At 65.5% G+C, this 17484-nt stretch carries 17 protein-coding genes; 8 read left to right on the forward strand and 9 right to left on the reverse strand.

Annotated elements, in window-relative coordinates; genetic code table 11:
- Both AC5RWX_RS21695 and AC5RWX_RS21700 read left to right on the forward strand, forming a co-directional pair.
- Positions 1 to 2265: Pls/PosA family non-ribosomal peptide synthetase (locus tag AC5RWX_RS21695; RefSeq protein WP_494098371.1), on the forward strand; the 2265-nt coding region annotated here is incomplete at its 5' end.
- A gap of 67 nt (positions 2266 to 2332) precedes the next feature.
- Entirely contained in the window at positions 2333 to 3688 is a 1356-nt protein-coding gene (locus AC5RWX_RS21700) for a M1 family metallopeptidase (protein WP_494098372.1), read from the forward strand.
- Between the two features lie 25 nt (positions 3689 to 3713).
- On the opposite strand, the gene AC5RWX_RS21705 is transcribed toward AC5RWX_RS21700, so the two are convergent.
- Genes AC5RWX_RS21705 through pheS form a run of 3 tightly spaced genes read right to left on the reverse strand, consistent with a single transcriptional unit; the run spans position 3714 to position 8009 of the window.
- A complete protein-coding gene (locus AC5RWX_RS21705; protein ID WP_494098373.1) occupies positions 3714 to 4382 on the reverse strand; it encodes a 4'-phosphopantetheinyl transferase family protein in 669 nt (222 codons plus the stop codon).
- Between the two features lie 19 nt (positions 4383 to 4401).
- Entirely contained in the window at positions 4402 to 6945 is a 2544-nt protein-coding gene (gene pheT, locus AC5RWX_RS21710; RefSeq protein WP_494098374.1) for a phenylalanine--tRNA ligase subunit beta, read from the reverse strand.
- Between the two features lie 2 nt (positions 6946 to 6947).
- The gene (gene pheS / locus AC5RWX_RS21715) at positions 6948 to 8009 is read right to left on the reverse strand and encodes a phenylalanine--tRNA ligase subunit alpha (protein WP_494098375.1); all 1062 of its coding nucleotides are present in this window, start codon (positions 8007 to 8009) and stop codon (positions 6948 to 6950) included.
- Positions 8010 to 8218: 209 nt separating this feature from the next.
- On the opposite strand from pheS, the gene AC5RWX_RS21720 reads away from it, so the two are divergent.
- The 3 genes from AC5RWX_RS21720 to AC5RWX_RS21730 all read left to right on the forward strand — a co-directional run bounded on the left by AC5RWX_RS21720 (position 8219) and on the right by AC5RWX_RS21730 (position 10706).
- Positions 8219 to 8704, forward strand: a complete 486-nt coding sequence (locus tag AC5RWX_RS21720) for a hypothetical protein (RefSeq protein WP_494098376.1) — start codon at positions 8219 to 8221, stop codon at positions 8702 to 8704.
- A 3-nt stretch (positions 8705 to 8707) separates the two neighbouring features.
- On the forward strand, positions 8708 to 9448 hold the full coding sequence (locus AC5RWX_RS21725; protein WP_494098377.1) for an SIMPL domain-containing protein: 741 nt from the start codon (positions 8708 to 8710) through the stop codon (positions 9446 to 9448).
- A 70-nt stretch (positions 9449 to 9518) separates the two neighbouring features.
- Positions 9519 to 10706 (forward strand): Rv2578c family radical SAM protein, encoded by a 1188-nt coding sequence (locus AC5RWX_RS21730; RefSeq protein ID WP_494098378.1) that lies wholly within the window; start codon positions 9519 to 9521, stop codon positions 10704 to 10706.
- Here the strand turns inward: AC5RWX_RS21730 and AC5RWX_RS21735 are convergent.
- Positions 10703 to 11152: a (deoxy)nucleoside triphosphate pyrophosphohydrolase gene (locus AC5RWX_RS21735; RefSeq protein WP_494098379.1), complete on the reverse strand. Its 450-nt coding sequence runs from the start codon at positions 11150 to 11152 to the stop codon at positions 10703 to 10705. The genes AC5RWX_RS21730 and AC5RWX_RS21735 overlap by 4 nt on opposite strands.
- 164 nt (positions 11153 to 11316) lie before the next feature.
- On the opposite strand from AC5RWX_RS21735, the gene AC5RWX_RS21740 reads away from it, so the two are divergent.
- On the forward strand, positions 11317 to 12525 hold the full coding sequence (locus AC5RWX_RS21740; RefSeq protein ID WP_494098380.1) for an MFS transporter: 1209 nt from the start codon (positions 11317 to 11319) through the stop codon (positions 12523 to 12525).
- Between the two features lie 108 nt (positions 12526 to 12633).
- Positions 12634 to 12909 carry a GlsB/YeaQ/YmgE family stress response membrane protein gene (locus AC5RWX_RS21745; protein WP_494098381.1) on the forward strand — a complete coding sequence of 92 codons (276 nt, stop codon included), beginning with the start codon at positions 12634 to 12636 and terminating at the stop codon, positions 12907 to 12909.
- 82 nt (positions 12910 to 12991) lie between these two features.
- Here the strand turns inward: AC5RWX_RS21745 and AC5RWX_RS21750 are convergent, their stop codons facing one another.
- From AC5RWX_RS21750 to infC, 4 genes are all read right to left on the reverse strand, one after another.
- Positions 12992 to 13903 (reverse strand): TrmH family RNA methyltransferase, encoded by a 912-nt coding sequence (locus AC5RWX_RS21750; RefSeq protein ID WP_494098382.1) that lies wholly within the window; start codon positions 13901 to 13903, stop codon positions 12992 to 12994.
- 66 nt (positions 13904 to 13969) lie between these two features.
- Entirely contained in the window at positions 13970 to 14362 is a 393-nt protein-coding gene (gene rplT / locus AC5RWX_RS21755) for a 50S ribosomal protein L20 (RefSeq protein WP_163164571.1), read from the reverse strand.
- A gap of 119 nt (positions 14363 to 14481) precedes the next feature.
- Complete coding sequence (rpmI, locus tag AC5RWX_RS21760; RefSeq protein WP_009358635.1) at positions 14482 to 14676, reverse strand: 50S ribosomal protein L35; 195 nt, start codon at positions 14674 to 14676, stop codon at positions 14482 to 14484.
- A gap of 116 nt (positions 14677 to 14792) precedes the next feature.
- On the reverse strand, positions 14793 to 15836 hold the full coding sequence (gene infC, locus AC5RWX_RS21765) for a translation initiation factor IF-3 (RefSeq protein WP_494098383.1): 1044 nt from the start codon (positions 15834 to 15836) through the stop codon (positions 14793 to 14795).
- A 388-nt stretch (positions 15837 to 16224) separates the two neighbouring features.
- Here infC and AC5RWX_RS21770 point away from each other — a divergent pair, with 388 nt between their 5' ends.
- The gene (locus AC5RWX_RS21770; protein WP_494098384.1) at positions 16225 to 16611 is read left to right on the forward strand and encodes a DUF1844 domain-containing protein; all 387 of its coding nucleotides are present in this window, start codon (positions 16225 to 16227) and stop codon (positions 16609 to 16611) included.
- Positions 16612 to 16756: 145 nt separating this feature from the next.
- Here AC5RWX_RS21770 and AC5RWX_RS21775 read toward each other — a convergent pair.
- Positions 16757 to 17484 (reverse strand): MFS transporter (locus AC5RWX_RS21775; protein ID WP_494098385.1); only part of this gene is annotated, 728 nt, incomplete at its 5' end.

Raw genomic sequence — 17484 nt, forward strand, 5'->3', positions numbered from 1 at the left:
CTCCGGGTCCGTTACCCGACCATTACGGTGGCGGACATCTACGCCACGCCCCGCGTGGGTGCCCTGATTGACGTGGCACGCCAGTCGCTGCCCGGGGGAACACCAGCCGGTCCTGCCAAGGTCCGGGAGGTCCGGCCCACCGCCCGCAAGTCCCAGGTTTTCCAGACGCTGATGGGTGTGCCGTTGCACATTCTCGTTGGCATGCGGTGGCTGACGTACCTCATGGCGGGCAATAACCTGCTGTCCGGGCTGGCCGGTTTCACCGGTGCGGCCACGGTGTCCTGGTGGTGGGTAGGAGCGTCCTGGCTGGTATTCGTCAGCCCTGCCGGACGCATGGGCCTGTCTGTGGCAGCGGCCCGGATCCTGCTGCGGAATGTTGAACCGGGAACCTACCCCAGATCCGGGAAAGTCCACCTGCGGCTGTGGCTGGCTGAGCAGATCCAGGACCTTTCAGGAGCGGTCAGCCTGGCCAGCGCAGCATGGGTGCCCCACTACGCGCGTGCCCTCGGCGCGAAGATCGGCAGCGACGTGCACCTGCACTCGCTGCCGCCCGTGACCGGGCTTCTCTCGCTGGGCACCGGAGCCAACGTGGAACCCGAGGTGGACCTTTCGGGATGGTGGATCGACGGGGACAGCGTGCACATTGGAGCCATCCGCATCGGCGCAGGCGCCACGGTGGGCGCCCGAAGCACCCTGATGCCAGGTGCCAGCATTGGAGCCGGCGGGCAGGTGGAGCCAGGTTCAGCAGTCCTGGGTAAGGTAAAGGCCGGTCAGCTGGTAGCCGGTTCCCCCGCGGATCGCCGGGGCAAGGCAAAGCAGAACTGGCCGGAGCAGCCTGCCACCGGAGGGCTCCAGTCGAGGCTCTGGTTTACTGCCTTTGCCGCGGCCAGCACCCTGCTGGCCATGATCCCCTACCTTTCCGCAGCGGCGGCCTGCCTGGTGGTCTTCCTGTTCATCAGGGGCAACAGTTCCTTGGCGGAAGCCTGGGGTCCCCTGCTGGCTTCCCTGCCCCTTGCCGCCCTGGCGTGGTTCTCGGCGAACCTGCTGCTGGTCCTGGGAACCACCCGCCTGCTGGGACTGGGTCTGCATGAAGGCTACTACCGTGTGCGAAGCCGGATCGGTTGGCAGGTCTGGGCTACGGAACGCGTCCTGGATCTGGCCCGGGAGCTGCTGTTTCCCATCTATGCCAGCCTCTTCACACCTGTTTGGCTTCGCCTGCTGGGAGCAAAAATCGGGAAGAACGTGGAGGCTTCCACCGTGCTGCTGCTCCCGAAAATGACGACAGTGGGAGAGGGCGCCTTCCTGGCTGATGACACGATGGTGGCCTCCTATGAGCTCGGCGGCGGCTGGTTGCGGATCGCTCCTGCCAAAATCGGCAAGCGGTCTTTCCTGGGCAATTCGGGAATGACCGGAGCGGGTCGCAATGTCCCGAAGAACTCGCTGGTGGCCGTACTCTCGGCCACGCCGTCGAAGGCCAAGTCCGGAACGTCCTGGCTGGGAAGTCCGCCGGTCCGGTTGCGCCGCACCGCCATCGCGTCAGACAACGCGCTCACCTACCAGCCGCCGCGCCGGCTGAAGATTTCCCGGGCCCTCTGGGAGGCCTGCCGGTTCGTCCCGGTTGTGCTGACGGTGGGACTGGCCGCCGGTGTACTGCTGGCCTTCGATTGGCTGGCGTCCGGCTACGGGTATGCCGTGGCTGCCTTGCTGGGCGGTTTGGTGATGCTCCTGGCCGGAGCGGTGGCAGCCGGCAGCGCGGTGGCAGCAAAATGGCTGCTTATTGGCCGGATCAAGGCCGGCGAACACCCCCTGTGGAGTTCCTTCATCTGGCGCAACGAAGTGGTGGACACGTTTATCGAGGTGGTCAGCGCGCCCTGGTTCGCCCGCGCGGCCACCGGCACTCCGGCCCTTGTCTGGTGGCTGCGTGCCCTTGGCGCCAAGATCGGTTCCGGAACCTGGTGTGAGAGCTACTGGCTGCCGGAGGCGGATCTCGTCTCCCTGGGCGCGAACTCGACGGTTAACCGGGGCTGTGTGGTGCAGACGCACCTGTTCCACGACCGCATCATGAGCATCGGCCCTGTTACGCTCGAAGACGGCGCAACAATGGGACCACACGGTGTCATCCTTCCGCAGGCAAGGATCGGCCATGGTGGAACAGTTGGCCCGGCGTCGCTGGTGATGCGCGGGGAAACAGTACCGGCCGGAACTTACTGGATGGGCAACCCCGTCAGCCCTTGGGCCGGCCCGGTCCTGCAACAGGGGAAATGAAGCGTCCGGCAACACCAGCAACACCACCGCCGTCCACCAACAGCATTTAGTTGAGGCCCTCCCCGTCATGAGCTCGCCAGAATCAGTCCGCGGACGTTCCAACCGGACGGGACCCGCCCTGCGGTCCGACCCCTATGTGGCGCACCATGGCACTGACGCCTACAGCGTGTCGAGCTACGGACTGGAGCTGGATTACAAGCTGGCCAGCAACCGGTTGAGCGGCAGGGCGCTGCTGCACGCGGTGGCGAACCGGACCGCTTCGGCCGTTGTGCTTGACCTGGTGGGGCTCCGCGCAGTCAAAGTGCAGTTCAACGGCCGTCGGATGCGCCGTTTTTCCCAGCGGGCCGAGCAACTGGTGGTGCACCTGGACACTGCCCTTGTCCCTGGTGAAAGCTTCACTGTGGACGTCCGGTACGAGGGCAATCCTGCTCCCCGCCGCGGGCTTTGGGGCGAGGTGGGTTGGGAGGAACTGACCGACGGCGTCCTGGTGGCCGGACAACCCGACGGCGCCCCATCCTGGTTTCCTTGCAATGACCACCCCCGGGACAAGGCCAGCTACCGCATCTCGGTCACCACGGATGCAGACTACCGGGCCGTCTGCAACGGCGTGCTGGTAGCTCATGCGCGCGGGTCCAGCAGGGAGACATGGACCTACGAGCAGGAAGAGCCGATGGCCACCTACCTGGCTACGGTGCAGATCGGCAGGTATGACGTCCTGGTCCTTGACGACGGTTCTGCCGGCGGGGTGGGGCAGACCGTTGCCGTGCCCCCGGCACTGGCTGACGCGGCAGCGGACGGACTGGGCCGGCAGCGTGACATGATGGCGGCTTTCGTCCGGCGCTTCGGCCCGTACCCCTTCCCGGGTTACACCGTGGTGGTGGCCGACGACGTCTTGGAGATCCCGCTGGAAGCCCAGTCACTGTCCATCCTGGGGCGGAACCACCTCAGCCCCGAGTGGGAATCCCAGCGGCTTATTGCGCATGAGCTGTCGCACCAGTGGTTCGGCAACTCCCTGACCCTGTCGGCGTGGCACGACATCTGGCTGCATGAGGGTTTCGCCTGCTACGCAGAGTGGATCTGGTCTGAGGAGGCCGGCGTCATGGGCGCCAACGATCGGGCGGCGGCTGCCTGGCGGGGGTTGTCTGCTGCAGAACAGGACCTGCTGGTGGGAGATCCGGGACCGGCGCTGATGTTTGACGACCGCGTTTACAAACGCGGCGCACTGGCACTGCACGCACTCCGCAGGCATTGCGGGGATCCTACCTTCTTCACGCTGCTGCAGGAATGGACCAGAACCCACCGCCATGGATCGGTCTCAACAGCAGACTTCGTGCTGATGGCAAACCGTGTGGCGGGCATCGACGCCGAAGCAGTGCTCCACCCCTGGCTCTTTGAAGCGGCCCTTCCACCGCTGCCCGCGTAGCCGTCGTGCCTGGGCGGGCTGCCGGTCAACCGAGTGCCACTGCAGCAACGAGCGACGCCGGCAGGCCGGATGCGGCAGGCGGCAGGTCCTTCAGCTCCGGCTTGTCCAGTACGGCCACCTCCCGGGGATCCGTCCGGAGCCCCTCGCCGGTCATTTTGAGCCAGGCCTCTTTCCTAGTCCACAGCCGCGCGCGTTCCCGGAGCAGGGCGGGTCCCGCAAACGCGGCAAGGGCTTGCTTTTCTTCGTCCGCGAGGGCCACGGCGTCAAAGCCGTCAAAGGCCAGCCGGGCAGGATCTTCGGCGTCGATCCCCAGCCGCTCCCCCGCTGCCGGCGCCGTAAGGCCCGCCAGCAGAACCCACTCGCCGGTCCGGGCCATGCTCAGCAGCAGGGGCAGCGGCTGACCGTGATGGGTGAAGCCCGGGCGGCCGTGGGAAAGGCCGGGTCCGCACCCGCAGTGCGGACAGGTGTATGCCGGCGTCATCTCACCGGCAGGGACGTCAAGGAGGTCGCCCGCAAATTGGCGCAGTGCTGCCCTGCCGGCCAGGAAGCGCGCGGCTGCCCCAGGCTCCATCGCGGCTGCCCGGAGCGTTTCTGCCTGCAGGGGAACCAACCCACCGGCGGGCCGGTGGTCCGCCTGCGGGCGGGGAATATCCGCAGAGATGTAAACCGCCCGCAGGGCCAGCCTGGGATCCATGGGAGTTGGTGCTGCGGGCCTAGCGCTGGACCGCGCCAAAGCGCTCGGCCGCCAGTGCCACCGCGCCTTCCCGTGCAGCTGATGCCTCGTCCGCCGTGAGGGTACGGTCATCTGCACGGAACCGGAGTCCGAAGGCCAGGGACTTCTTGCCCTCGTCGATGCCCTTGCCGGCGTAGACATCGAACAGCGCTACGTCCTCCAGCAGTTCACCGGCGCCTTCGCGGAGTGCGGCCAGCACGTCATCGGCCGGTACCTCGGCAGGGACCACCAGCGCCACATCCTGGGTGGCCACCGGGAATGTAGAGATGTGGCGCGCCACGATCACGTCCGGCGCGGCCTCAAACAAGGCGTCGGCATTGATCTCCATGGCGACCGAGCGCGCCGGCATGTCCGAAGCGGCGAGGAGCTTGGGGTGCAGTTCTCCCGCGTAACCCACCACTTCCCCTGTCCGCAGGGACAGTTTCGCCGCGCGTCCGGGGTGGAATGCCTGGTGGCTGCCTTGGCTGGCCACTACCTCCACGCCCAGGACGTCCCCGGCAAGGCGCGCGATGTCCAGGGCATCTGCCCAGTCCCACACGCGCGGTGCATGGGCAGCCGCGGCAGGGGAATCGTGTCCCGTGAGGACCACGGCAAGGTGGAACGGCTGGGCGGGAACGCCGTCGTACAGTCCATCCAGTACCTCATCGGCAGGCTTCACCCCGAGCGGAGGAATGGAGTCTGTGCCCATCCCCTCGGCCGGCAGGAACACCAGGCCTGACTCGAAGAGAGCCAGGTCCCGGAAACCGCGTGAGTGGTTGCGCTTCGCCACTTCGATGAGTCCCGGCAGGATGGAGGTTCGCAGGAAGCCCTGCTCCTCGCTGATGGGGTTTGCCAGCTTGACCGCAGTCCGGCCGGCACCCTGCTCGGCCACGCCGAAGGTGTCGTTGGCAGCCTTGGAGACGAAGGGGTAGGACAGGACTTCCGTGAGTCCCGCATCGGCCAGTGCCTGGATCAGGCGTCGGCGCTGCTGCTGCGCGCGCGTCAGGCCGCACCCGGGTGGCGCCACCGGCAGCGTGGCCGGGATCTGGTCGTAGCCCACCAGGCGGGCAATCTCCTCGGAGAGGTCCTCCTTGGTTTCCAGGTCATGCCGCCAGCTCGGGGCGGTAACGCTCCAGCCGCCGTCGTTCTTCACCACGGCTGCACCAAGGTCCTCAAGGGAGGTGACGATCTGCTCTTCTGTGAAATCGATGCCGATCCGGGCGGCAGCAAAGGCTGCCGGAAGCTCAATCGTGACGGAGTCAGGGGCGGTCCCGACGTCGGTTCCCGGCTCGTCCGCCGTGCCACCGGCCAGTTCCACCAGGAGGTCCACCACACGCTGGGCGGCGATGCCGGCCACCTGCCAGTCAACACCCCGTTCAAAACGCTTGGATGCTTCAGACGGGAGCTTGTGGCGCCGACGCGACCGGGCGATGGACACCTCATCAAAGTGCGCGGCCTCAACGAGGACGTTCGACGTCGAGTCGCTGACCTCCGTGGCGGCCCCGCCCATGACGCCGGCGATACCGATGGCACCGGAATCGTCTGTGATGAGCAGGTCTTCCGCGTCGAGGCTGCGTTCCTTACCGTCCAGGGTGGTGATCTTCTCGCCGGCCAGGGCCCGGCGCACCACGATGTCCCCGGACAGCTTGTCGAGGTCGTAGCAGTGCGTGGGCTGGCCGAGTTCCAGCATCACGTAGTTGGAGATGTCCACCGGCAGGGAGATGGACCGGATCCCGGCCAGCCGCAGGCGGGAGCTCATCCACGGTGGCGTGGGCCGGGTGGCATCCACGCCGCGGACGGTGCGGGCCACAAACCGGTCGCAGCCCGGCTTTCCGTAGATGGGGGCGTCGTCGTTGATCTTGACGCCGTAGCCGCCCGCAAGCCCAGCCGGAGCGTTGACGCGGGAAGCGGGATCGGTGAAGGAGGTACCGGTGGCGTGGGCGTACTCGCGTGCAACACCACGGATGGAGAAGGCGTAGCCGCGGTCCGGGGTGACGTTGATTTCCGCAGCTTCATCGTAGAGGCCCAGGAGTTCCATGGCATCAGTGCCGATTTCCGGATCCAGCCCGATGCGGGACAGCACCAGGATACCGTCATGGTCCTCGCCGATGCCCAGCTCGCGGACCGAGGCGATCATGCCGGCCGAGAGGTGGCCGTAAGTCTTCCGGGCGGAGATCTGAAAGTTGCCCGGCAGCACCGCGCCCGGCAGCGTCACCACTACCTTGTCGCCCTCCACGAAGTTGTGGGCCCCGCAGATGATGCCCTGCACGCCGGAGGGATCAATGCCCTTGCCGGTGAGAGTCTGTTCCTGCCCCTCGGGCACAACGCGGACCTGGCACCAGTTGATGGTCTTGCCGTTGGTCTGCGGTTCCTTGACCAGGCTCAGGACCTGGCCCACCACGATAGGACCCTGCACGGTGTCCGTGGGACGATGGACGTCCTCTTCTTCGAAACCGACCTTGACCAGCTCGGTCATAACCTCTTCGGCCGTCGCTCCGGCCGGTACCTCTGCGAATTCACGCAACCAGGAAAGTGGGATACGCACTGTTAGATCTCCATCCCGAAGTGCTCGCTGAAACGTACATCGCCTTCGATCATGTCGCGCATGTCCCCCACTTCGTTGCGGAACATAAGGGTGCGTTCAATGCCCATGCCGAAGGCAAAACCTGAATAGGCGTCCGGGTCGATGCCGGCGGCGCGGAGCACGTTGGGGTTGACCATGCCGCAGCCGCCCCATTCGATCCAGCGCGGGCCGCCTTTGGCGCCAGGGTGCCAGATGTCCAGCTCCGCGGACGGTTCGGTGAACGGGAAGTAGTTGGGGCGCAGCCGGATCTGGGCTTCGTCGCCGAACATCTGCCGTGCGAAGTGCTCAAGGGTGCCGCGCAGGTCAGCCATGCTGAGCTTTCTGTCGATGGCCAGGCCCTCAAACTGGTGGAACACCGGAGTGTGCGTGGCATCCAGCTCGTCGGTGCGGAACACCTTGCCGGGGCACAGCACGTAGATGGGCAGCTCGCGTTCCAGCATGGAGCGGACCTGCACCGGGGAGGTATGGGTGCGCATCAGGAGATGGGCCTCGGGCGGCTCCACAAAGAAGGTGTCCTGCATCTCGCGGGCGGGGTGGTCCGGCTTGAAGTTCAGTGCATCGAAGTTGAACCACTCCGATTCAACTTCCGGTCCCTCCGCGATTTCCCAGCCCATGCCCACGAAGATGTCCGCGACGCGGTCCTGGAGGGTGGACAAGGGGTGGCGGGCACCGGCGCGACGACGGCGCGGAGCGGCGGTGACGTCAACCGTCTCCTCGAGGAGGATGCGTGCGTCGTTTTCCGCTTCCAGCTCTGCCGTGCGGTCCGCGAGCGCCTTGTTGACCCGTCCGCGGGATGCGCCCATCAGCTTTCCGGCGACGGCCTTCTGGTCCTTGGGCAGCTTGCCGATTTCGCGGTTGGCGAGGCTGAGCGGCGACTTCTCACCGGTGTGCGCGAGCCTCACCGCCTTCAGTTCGTCAAGGGTGGCCGCACCGGCGATGGCGGCGGTGGCCTGGTCTACAGCGGCAGTGATGGCGGCTTCATCCGTGGGGTTCGGGATGGCGGCGCCCGGCAAAGTTTCAGTCATCTACTGTTCTTAGCTACGAGTCGTGGCTGCCGGTGAACGGGCAGCCAGCACGGTTTCCCGGCGGCTCGTCCGTCACTGGCAGGTCATGGATGAATGCCCTTAATTCACGTACAAATTTCAGTTCATTCAATGACCAGGTCAGGGCATACCGGCAGAGCCGGCGGCCACTGCCCTCCAGTCTAATTGAACGGCCCGGCTACCATGTCCTCATGACACCACGGCAGCCTGCGGGGCTTCGGCCGCCCCTGACTGTTCCGCAGCGGCTGCGGCTGGTTGCCAATGTCATCAACGGCAGCACTGTCCTCGGACTCGCCGTGGCCGCCGCTGCAAGGACGGACCTCAGCCACGGGCCGCGTGGCCTGCTTATAGCCGCCGGATACCGGTGGCGGCTGCCGTTCGCTGGCGCGTTCACCCTGGGGAACGTGGTCTTGTGCCGCTGCACCGCGGCTGACCTGTTGTCCCGGCCGGCGCTGCTGGGGCACGAGGAAAAGCACTGCTCCCAGTACGCGTGGTGCCTGGGTATCCCTTTCCTCCCGTTGTACTTCCTCGCCGCCACCTGGTCCCTGGTCCGTACCGGCAATCCGGGCACGGGCAACGTCTTCGAACGCCATGCTGGACTGCAGGCCGGCGGATACCCTGTTTCCGGGACCGGGCGCCGGCCTTGGCACCCCAGCCCCTCTGAAGCGGAGGCATGACCGATGCACACGGAACCCGGCCGCGATGCAGCAAGTGACGACGTCGGACCTGGCGGGTATCAGCCCGGCGGCGCTCAGGCCGCAGGCTCTGGTTCCGGTGGGGCCCAGGCCGCGGGTACCGTCAGCGTCACCGGTATCGGTTCGGCGGAGGCTGCCCCTGACCTGATGGTGGTTTCGATTGGCGTGGAGTGCCGTGCCGACTCGGTGGAGGCCGCCTACTCCCGGGCGGGCTCCAGCTCCGAAGCAGTTTCTTCCGCCTTCCGCCGGCATGGCGTTGCCGGGTCCGACATTCGCACCACTGGCCTTAACGTGCGCGCAGACCTCGTGTGGAGTGAAGGCGAAGGACAGCGCGTCACAGGATACATTGCAGCCAGCACCCTCACCGTAAGGCTGCGGGCACTCAATACCGCCTCCCCCGCAATCTCGGACGCCGTCGGGGCGGGCGGCAACGATGTCCGCCTGAATGGCCTTGAACTCACATTCAGCGACGATGCGGCGGTGCGTGCACGTGCGCGGGAGGCGGCGTGGCTGGACGCCTTGAGGACCGCCCGGCAGTACGCCCAGCTTTCCTCCACACGACTGGGACGGGTGGTTTCGGTGGCGGACAACAACCCGGTCCAGGAGCCGGTGCCGCTGGCGCGGATGCAGCGGGCGGCTGCTGTCGAATCACTCACCGTTGAGGCGGGAGACTACCAAGTGGGCGCGGCCATCACCGTGGTATGGGAGCTCCTGGCCGGTGTCTAGTCCCGTTTGTGGAAAAGCGCGGGCTGCGCAACGCTTGACTTAAGTTCGAACATACATTCGAATAGAACGCATGAGATGGGATGCCCAAGCATTATTGCCGCCGCCGGCAGAAACTCTTGCCGCTGGCGCGCCACCTGCGCTGCTTCCCCTCGCCGGCCTGGTCAGGTCTGTGACCACACCCGATTTCGCCGGGATCACGTTCCATGAGGTCACTGCCAAATCGGTGCTCAACAAAATTCCGGCTGGTTCACGGATGCCTTTTGAGTGGACCATCAACCCTTACCGCGGCTGCAGCCATGCCTGCGTCTACTGCTTCGCCAGGAAGACCCACACCTACCTTGATTTCGACGCCGGGCTGGACTTTGACAGCCAGGTGGTTGTGAAAGTCAACGCGGCCGAGGTCCTTCGGAAAGAGCTGGCCAAACCGTCCTGGACCCACCAGCAGGTGGCCCTGGGCACCAACACAGACCCCTACCAGCGCGCCGAAGGCCGTTACCAGCTGATGCCCGGGATCATCAACGCCCTGGCTGATTCCGGCACTCCCCTATCCATCCTCACGAAAGGAACACTGCTGGCCAGGGACATCCCGTTGCTGAAGAGCGCGGCCACGCAGGTACCGGTGGGCGTCGGCATTTCGCTGGCCATGACTGACGAAGCGCTGTCGGAAGCCGTCGAGCCCGGCACGCCCGGACCGCGGGCACGGCTGAAGGTTGTGTCCCGGCTTCGGGATGCCGGGCTGCCGTGCGGGGTTATGGCCATGCCCATCCTGCCGTGGCTCTCGGACAGCGACGAAGCCCTGGATTCACTCTTCGCTTCCCTCGCTTCGGCCGGCGCCACCGGCGTAACGGCCGGTGCGCTGTACCTCAAGCCGGGCACCAGGGAATGGTTCATGAAGTGGATCGCCGCCAACCATCCCGGGCTCGCCGGCCGCTACCGGCGCCTGTACGGAACGGGTTCCTACGCTTCAAAGGAATACCGCACCTGGCTCGCCGGGAAAATCCGCTACTTCAAGGCACTGCACGGCTTTTCCCATTCGTCCGGCTTCAGCCACCGGGACCTGGACGATCCCCGCGGGGAGGAGGCGGAGTACCCGGCAGGCATCATCCCGGCCACGGCAACTGAAGGGGGTCCGGGAACAACACCGTCGGGAAAGCCCGCTTCGCCGTCGCCCACTACTTGGAAGGCAGCATCGCGTCCTGCGGCATCCGGTGCCTCGTCCGGCACCTCAGGCCCGGCGGGACAGGAAACCCTCTTCTAGGAGCGCCCTTTTCCGGCCGGTAGGGCCAGCTCCGCCAGCAGGGCACGCACGATGGGAAAGTCAGCAGGGATCCACGGCAGGCCCAGGACCTCGTTGCGGTTGTCCAGGGACACCCACCGCAGCTCATCGTGGTCTTCGAGGGGTTGGGGCTCACCGTGGACGATTTCCGCAAACCAGACCCGCATACTGGCCCGTTCGTTCAGCGGCCAGCCGTTGCGGGCTTCGGCCTGAAGCTCCCCGCCCAGACGCGCCCCGATGCCCAGTTCCTCGGACAGCTCTCGACACAGCGCTGCCTCCGGCTCTTCGCCCGGTTCCACCTTGCCACCCGGGAACTCCCAGAGCCCGGCCAGCTTCTCCGGCGCACTGCGGCGCGCCACGAGCAACATGGAAGGTTCCTGGAGGCGGTCAACTATGGCCCCGCCCACCACCTGTATCAGTCCAGTCACCGCCCTATTCTATGGGGGACAATGGAAAGGCCCGGGCACTCAGTCCTTGTCCGGGAATACCTGTAAGCCACCGGAGGTTTTCCCGGGGGTCCAGGCCTCATTCCAGCCCCACTGCCGTGGCTGCAGTCCAACCTTGTATCAGCAGCACTTCGAAAAGCAGGCACATGAGCAGCGTCCTCCACTCACCCACGGCAAAAAGCACGTCCTCCCCCAAGATCGCGATGGCGATCCTCGCCCTGGCGATGGGAGGGGTGGGAATCGGCGTCACCGAGTTCACCATGATGGGCCTGCTCAAGGAGGTGGAACAGGGCCTGGGTATCAGCACGCCCGAAGCCGGGCACCTCATCTCCGCCTACGCGCTTGGGGTGGTGGTTGGCGCACCGCTGCTTGCCGCCGTCGGTGCAAAACTTCCGCGCAAGAACCTGGCACTCGGTCTCATGCTGTTCTTTACCGTCGCCAACCTCGCGTCTTTCCTGGCCCCGGACTACGGAACCATGCTGGTTTCGCGATTCGCGGCCGGGCTGCCGCATGGCGCATTTTTTGGTGTTGCTGCCGTTATCGCCGCCTCGCTCGTCCCGCCCACCCGCCGCGGTTGGGCGATCTCCATGGTGATGGCGGGCCTGAGCATTTCCAACGTCATCGGGGTTCCGGCGGCAACCTGGGTGGGACAGACTTACGGCTGGCGGCTGCTGTTTATCCTGGTCGGCCTTATCGGAATGTTGACCCTGGTGCTGATCTGGCGGTTTGTTCCGTTCCATGAAGTCCACCCTGACGCCAGCATCCGCCGTGAACTGCGGGCGTTAAAACGACTCCAGGTGTGGCTTGCCATCACGATCGGCATCGTGGGTTTTGGCGGTTTCTTTGCCACGTACACCTACATCTCCCACACGATGACCCACGTTGCCGGACTCCCGTCGGCGCTGATTCCGCTGGTGGTGGCCCTTTACGGACTGGGCATGGTGGCCGGCAACGTCGTCGGCGGCAGGATCGCCGACAAATCCGTGATGGGTACGCTCTACAGCGTGCTGCCTGCCATCGCGGTGGCCCTGGTGGTGTACGCGATCGCCGCCCAGTGGCCCTGGTCAGCCCTGGTGATGGTCTTCGTGGTGGGCGCAGCGGGCTCCATGCTCGTCCCCGCGCTGCAGACCCGCCTGCTGGATGCCTCCCCGGATGCACCGTCGCTGGCGTCGTCCTTAAACCACGCCGCCCTGAACGTTGCCAACGCCCTCGGGGCTTTCCTTGGCGGACTGGTCATCGCCTGGGGATGGGGCTATGTTGCCCCCGCGCTGGTTGGCGCATGCCTTGCCGTCCTGGGCCTGGGCGTTGCCGTGATAAGCGGCTTGCTGGAGCGCAAAAGGCCACTGACCGCTTGATTGCAGGGCGGCCAGCGGCAGTCCCTGAGCCTGCTGACATTGAGCAGGCCCTATGTTAGCTTGATGCTCATCGGGAGGGGTTTATCCCGGTCACCATAAGGAGGAGACATGGGTTTTCTTGCTTGGATAATTCTCGGCCTCATCGTTGGGGCCATCGTTAAAGCCGTAATGCCCGGCAGTGTAGGCGGTGGTTGGGTCACCAGTCTGGTTCTTGGCGTGGTGGGCGCAATTGTGGGCGGCTGGATCGGCAGCATGCTCTTCAACAGGGGCGATCTCGCCTTCTTCGATCTCGGCACGTGGATTCTCGCCATCGTAGGCGGCCTGGTGGTCGCCGGAATCTACGGTGCCATCACCGGGCGCGGGAAGACCTCACGCGCGCCCTGAGTTCCTTGTACACCAAATTTCACACAGGCGAGGGCTCCGGAGGAACCGGGGCCCTCGCTATGTGCCCGGTTACCGACAAAAGCTATGCCGTCAGGGCGGCCGGCAGGTGCTGCGAACGGGCACTGGCGTAGAGGCAAACAGTAGCGGCAGTGCCAAGGTTCAGGCTTTCTGCTGCACCGTAGACCGGCACGGCCACCCTGTGGTCAGCGAGGTCGAGCTCCTCCTGGGACAACCCCTGCGCTTCATTTCCGAACAGCCAGGCAGTGGGGTCTTCCAGGTCATACTCTGACGGGGCGCCGTCCCCGGTCAGCCGGCGCCGCGCGTTCTCGTCCTGCAGCGCATCAAGGTTGAGGGAGCCGTACCCGTCGGCAGCCAGGATCCCGATCCCCCGGACCCGGCAAGCCGCCGCCAGTTCGTTGACGTCAGCCCCCAGCACCACCGGAAGGTGGAACAGGGATCCGGCCGTGGAGCGGACCGCTTTGGGGTTGTAGATGTCGACGCTGGAGCCCGTGAGGATCACGGCGTCTGCTCCTGCGGAATCCGCCGCACGCAGGACGGTTCCGGCGTTACCGGGGTCGCGGACCTGGCACAGTACGGCAATCAGGCGCGGGCCGGCGTCGAGCACTTCCTCAAGCGCCACGTCAAGGAAACGGCAGACGGCGATGATGCCCTGCGGGTTGACGGTGTCGGCCATGGCGGCGAGGACTTCGTCTGTGGCCAGCCGCGCGTTCGTCCCCTCTGACAGCGCCTCGAATTCGGGAAACCGGTCCAGGCAGGCTTCGCTGGCAAACACCTCGGTGACCACGCCCGGGGCACCCCCGGCAAGGCGCTTCTGGTGGAGCTTCAGCGCTTCGCGGACTGCCTGGGGACCCTCCGCCAGGAACTGTCCGCGCCTTAAACGCGCCGGGCGCCCGGCGAGTTTTGCCACATCCTTGACCCGATCTGCTCGGGGGTTGGAAAGTGGAAAATCCTGCGGGCGCCCGGTTTCGTTCATATAGGAAACTTTAGTGGCTAGGGCCACCAGTTCCTGAACTGCCCCTCGTATGAGGGAAGGCAGGAGCTACTGTGCAGCGACGACCTTCTTGGCGGAGGTGTCGGCCGGCAACGAGTCCTTGGCAACCTGGACCAGTGCGGCGAAGGCGTTGGCGTCGGAGACGGCCAGCTCGGCCAGCATACGGCGGTCAACCTCAACCTCAGCGGCCTTCAGGCCCTGGATAAGACGGTTGTAGGTGAGGCCATTGGCGCGGGAAGCAGCGTTGATGCGCTGGATCCACAGGCGTCGGAAGTCGCCCTTCTTCTTCTTGCGGTCGCCGTAGCTGTACACAAACGAGTGCAGCAGCTGCTCTTTCGCCTTGCGGTACAGGCGTGAACGCTGTCCACGGTAGCCCTTTGCCCGTTCAAGGATAACCCGGCGCTTCTTGTGGGCGTTGACCGCCCTCTTCACACGTGCCACGTGCGTACTCCTTCGAAAATTCTGCTCCCAAGCATCTACTGCCGGAATTCCCGGCGGCCTGAGAAGGCTTTTTGGTAGGTGACCTACACCAGGTGGTGGTCAGTCAAAGAACTTGGAAACTAGATGCCGAGCATCTTCCGGATGACCTTGGCGTCGCCCTTGAAGACGATCTTGTCGCCGGCGAGGCGGCGGGTCAGCCTGGAGGACTTGTGCTCGAGGTAGTGGCGGCGGTTGGCCTGCTGGCGGCGCAGCTTGCCGCTACCGGTCAGCTTGAAGCGCTTCTTAGCACCACTGTGGGTCTTCATCTTCGGCATGGGAACCGATCTCCTTACATGTCCGCAGGCTGGGCCTGCAGTTCTATCGCGCAGCTGCCCCTGGGGGCGGCGTGCTGGTTGCTGACTGCCGGAGGGCGACCTCCGGCAGCTATGGACTAAGTGGTCTTCTTGCCAGCCGGCTTGGGCACTGCCTTGGGGGCAGGGCGGGCGGCGGGCTTGGGTGCAGCGGGCCTGGCCACCGGCTTGGGCGGAGCAGGAACTGCTGCGGGCTTCGGCGCCGCAGCTGCCGGCTTGGCAGCTTCGGGCTTCTCAGCAGCCGGCCTGGGGGCCGGTGCAGCAGCCTTTGGCGCGGGGGCAGCGGCCTTAGGTGCGGGAGCTTTGGGGGCTTCCTTCCTCGGAGCCTCCTGCTTGGGAGCCTCCTGCTTGGGAGCTTCCTGCTTAGGAGCTTCCTTGACAGCCTCCTGCTCGGGAGCCTCCTGGACATCTTCCTTCGCAGGCGCCGCAGCCTCGGCAGGTTCGACGGCGGGAGCCGCGTCCTGCACGGGAGCTTCAGCTACTGCTTCCGGTTCCGTCGAGACCGTGAATCCCTCAGGAAGCAGATCCGCAAGGGACTGCGTCAAGGGTGCCTGGTCGCTGCCTGAAACGTCGACACGGCCGGAGGCCTTGGCTTCGTTCTCCGCTTTGGCTTCAGCCCGCTGCGTTGCGCGGCGCGCTTCAGCCTTAGCCTCAGCCTTGTTCTTCAGCGGGCCAACTACCATGACCATGTTCCGGCCGTCGATGCGCGGGCTGGATTCAACCACGCCGACCTCGGCGACGTCCTCGGCGAAACGCTGCAAAAGCCGGATGCCCATTTCCGGACGCTGCTGTTCGCGGCCACGGAACTGGATCATGGCCTTGACCTTGTCCCCGGCGCCGAGGAAGCGCAGTGCATGCCCGCGCTTGGTCTCGTAGTCGTGGGTGTCAATCTTCAGGCGGAAACGGATTTCCTTCAGAACGGTGTTCGTCTGGTTCTTCCGTGCTTCACGTGCCTTGACCGCGGCTTCGTACTTGTACTTGCCGAAGTCCATCAGCTTGCACACCGGAGGCTTGGCCTGAGGTGCAACTTCAACGAGATCAAGGTCGGACTCGGCGGCCAGACGCAGGGCATCCTCAATACGGACGATTCCTACCTGTTCACCTGCAGGGCCGACCAGCCGCACCTCGGGGACGCGGATACGCTCATTGATTCTTGGCTCGCTAATGTTAAAGCTCCTGTGTTGTTGTGGGATCCCGGCAAAAAGAGAAGGCCCCCAATTGCCGGAGCAATCGAAGGCCTCGAGGATTGGCTGTGCGCGTCCCGCTCAAGGGACTGCACGAAGGTTCCGGCATGTGCCGGTTCCGATGCCAACCAGTACCCGGCAACCTTGCGTTCCATGGATCCTGCGGAACAGCGGCTGACGCGGGTGGGAGAGAACTCCGCTTGCAAACTGGATGCCATCTTACAGAAAAAATTCCCGTCAACGCAGTAAAGCGCCGGTGGGAACCTTGATCGTTTGGCACAATCTCTGAAATAACGACATCCAGTCGGTCTGTGTCAAGCTTACCAGTATGAGCACCCCAGACAGTAATTCATACGTTTTCGAGCCTGCGGACGCCGGTTCCGACGTCTCCCGGCAGATCCGCGACATTTCGGAAGTGCCGGCCATCGAGGTCATCACCACTGCAGCCGTTCACCTGATGAGTGCCGCTGCCGTCAAGCTCGGCCTTGCTGCCGAAGACAACGCCGAGGAGCTGAAGGACCTGGACGAAGCCCGGAAACTGATCACGGCCCTGGCCGGTTTGGTCACCGCGGCTGCCCCGGAGATCGGTTCCCAGCATGCAGGTCCGTTGCGTGACGGCCTGCGTTCACTTCAACTGGCCTTCCGCGAAGAGTCGCTGATCCCCGACGCTCCGGGCAAGGGTCCGGGCGAGAAGTACACCGGCGCGGTGAACTGACACCGTAACGCATCCCTAAGCAGTTCACGACGGCGGGCCATCCCTCACGAGGGGCGGCCCGCCGTCGTGCTGTTCCCCTTCGAATTTTTGTCCCTGCAGGGTTAACGTCCCAGAAGACCGCATATCTGGACAGAAGACCCGTGCCCTAGGCTTTGATTCTGCTTCTGCGGCGCCGCTGGAGCACCAGCCCGACAAGGCACAGCACCACGCCTGCAGCACCCACCGAGACAAAGCCCCCGGACGGCCCCACCTGGTCGATGAAGACGCCCGCCAGGGGTGCCCCGAGCGCAACGCCCGCGGTGAGGGCGGAGCCGTACCAGCCCATCGCCTCGCCGCGCCGCGCCTCATCCACCAGGTCTGCCACCTTCTCGGAGGCTGACGAGAGTACCGGGGCGCACAGGAGCCCCGGAAGGATGGCAACCAGGGCAAGCGTCCAGGTGTCGTGGGCGAAGCCCATGGGGATGGTCAGCGCTGCCATGCCGAGGAGCAGGACAATGGGCGAGACGGGCCGGTGCATGGCACCGTAAATGAGCCCGCCCACGACGGAAGCGGCGCACCAGAACAGGAAAACAATGCCGATCTCGGCCTGGTGGCCGCCGGTTTCCAGTGCTGCCACAATCCCCACGTCAGTGCCGCTGAGGACCATTCCCGCGCCCGCGGCCACGGCGAAGAGTGCGGCCACGGTGGCGGTGAACCAGGTGAAGCTGCCCGCAACCTTCTCCTTCAGCCCCACCCTGCGGGCATGGTGGGCCGCAGCCGGTGCCAGGTCCGCGGCGGCTTCCTGCAGGTGGGCCGGGGCGGTGGAGACCACGGCAGCCTCGGCTGCCCGCTGCTGGTCCGCCTTGCACTCGTCGCCGGAGGCAGCGCTTCTTG

The organism is Arthrobacter sp. SPT-J7, assembly GCF_059089965.1.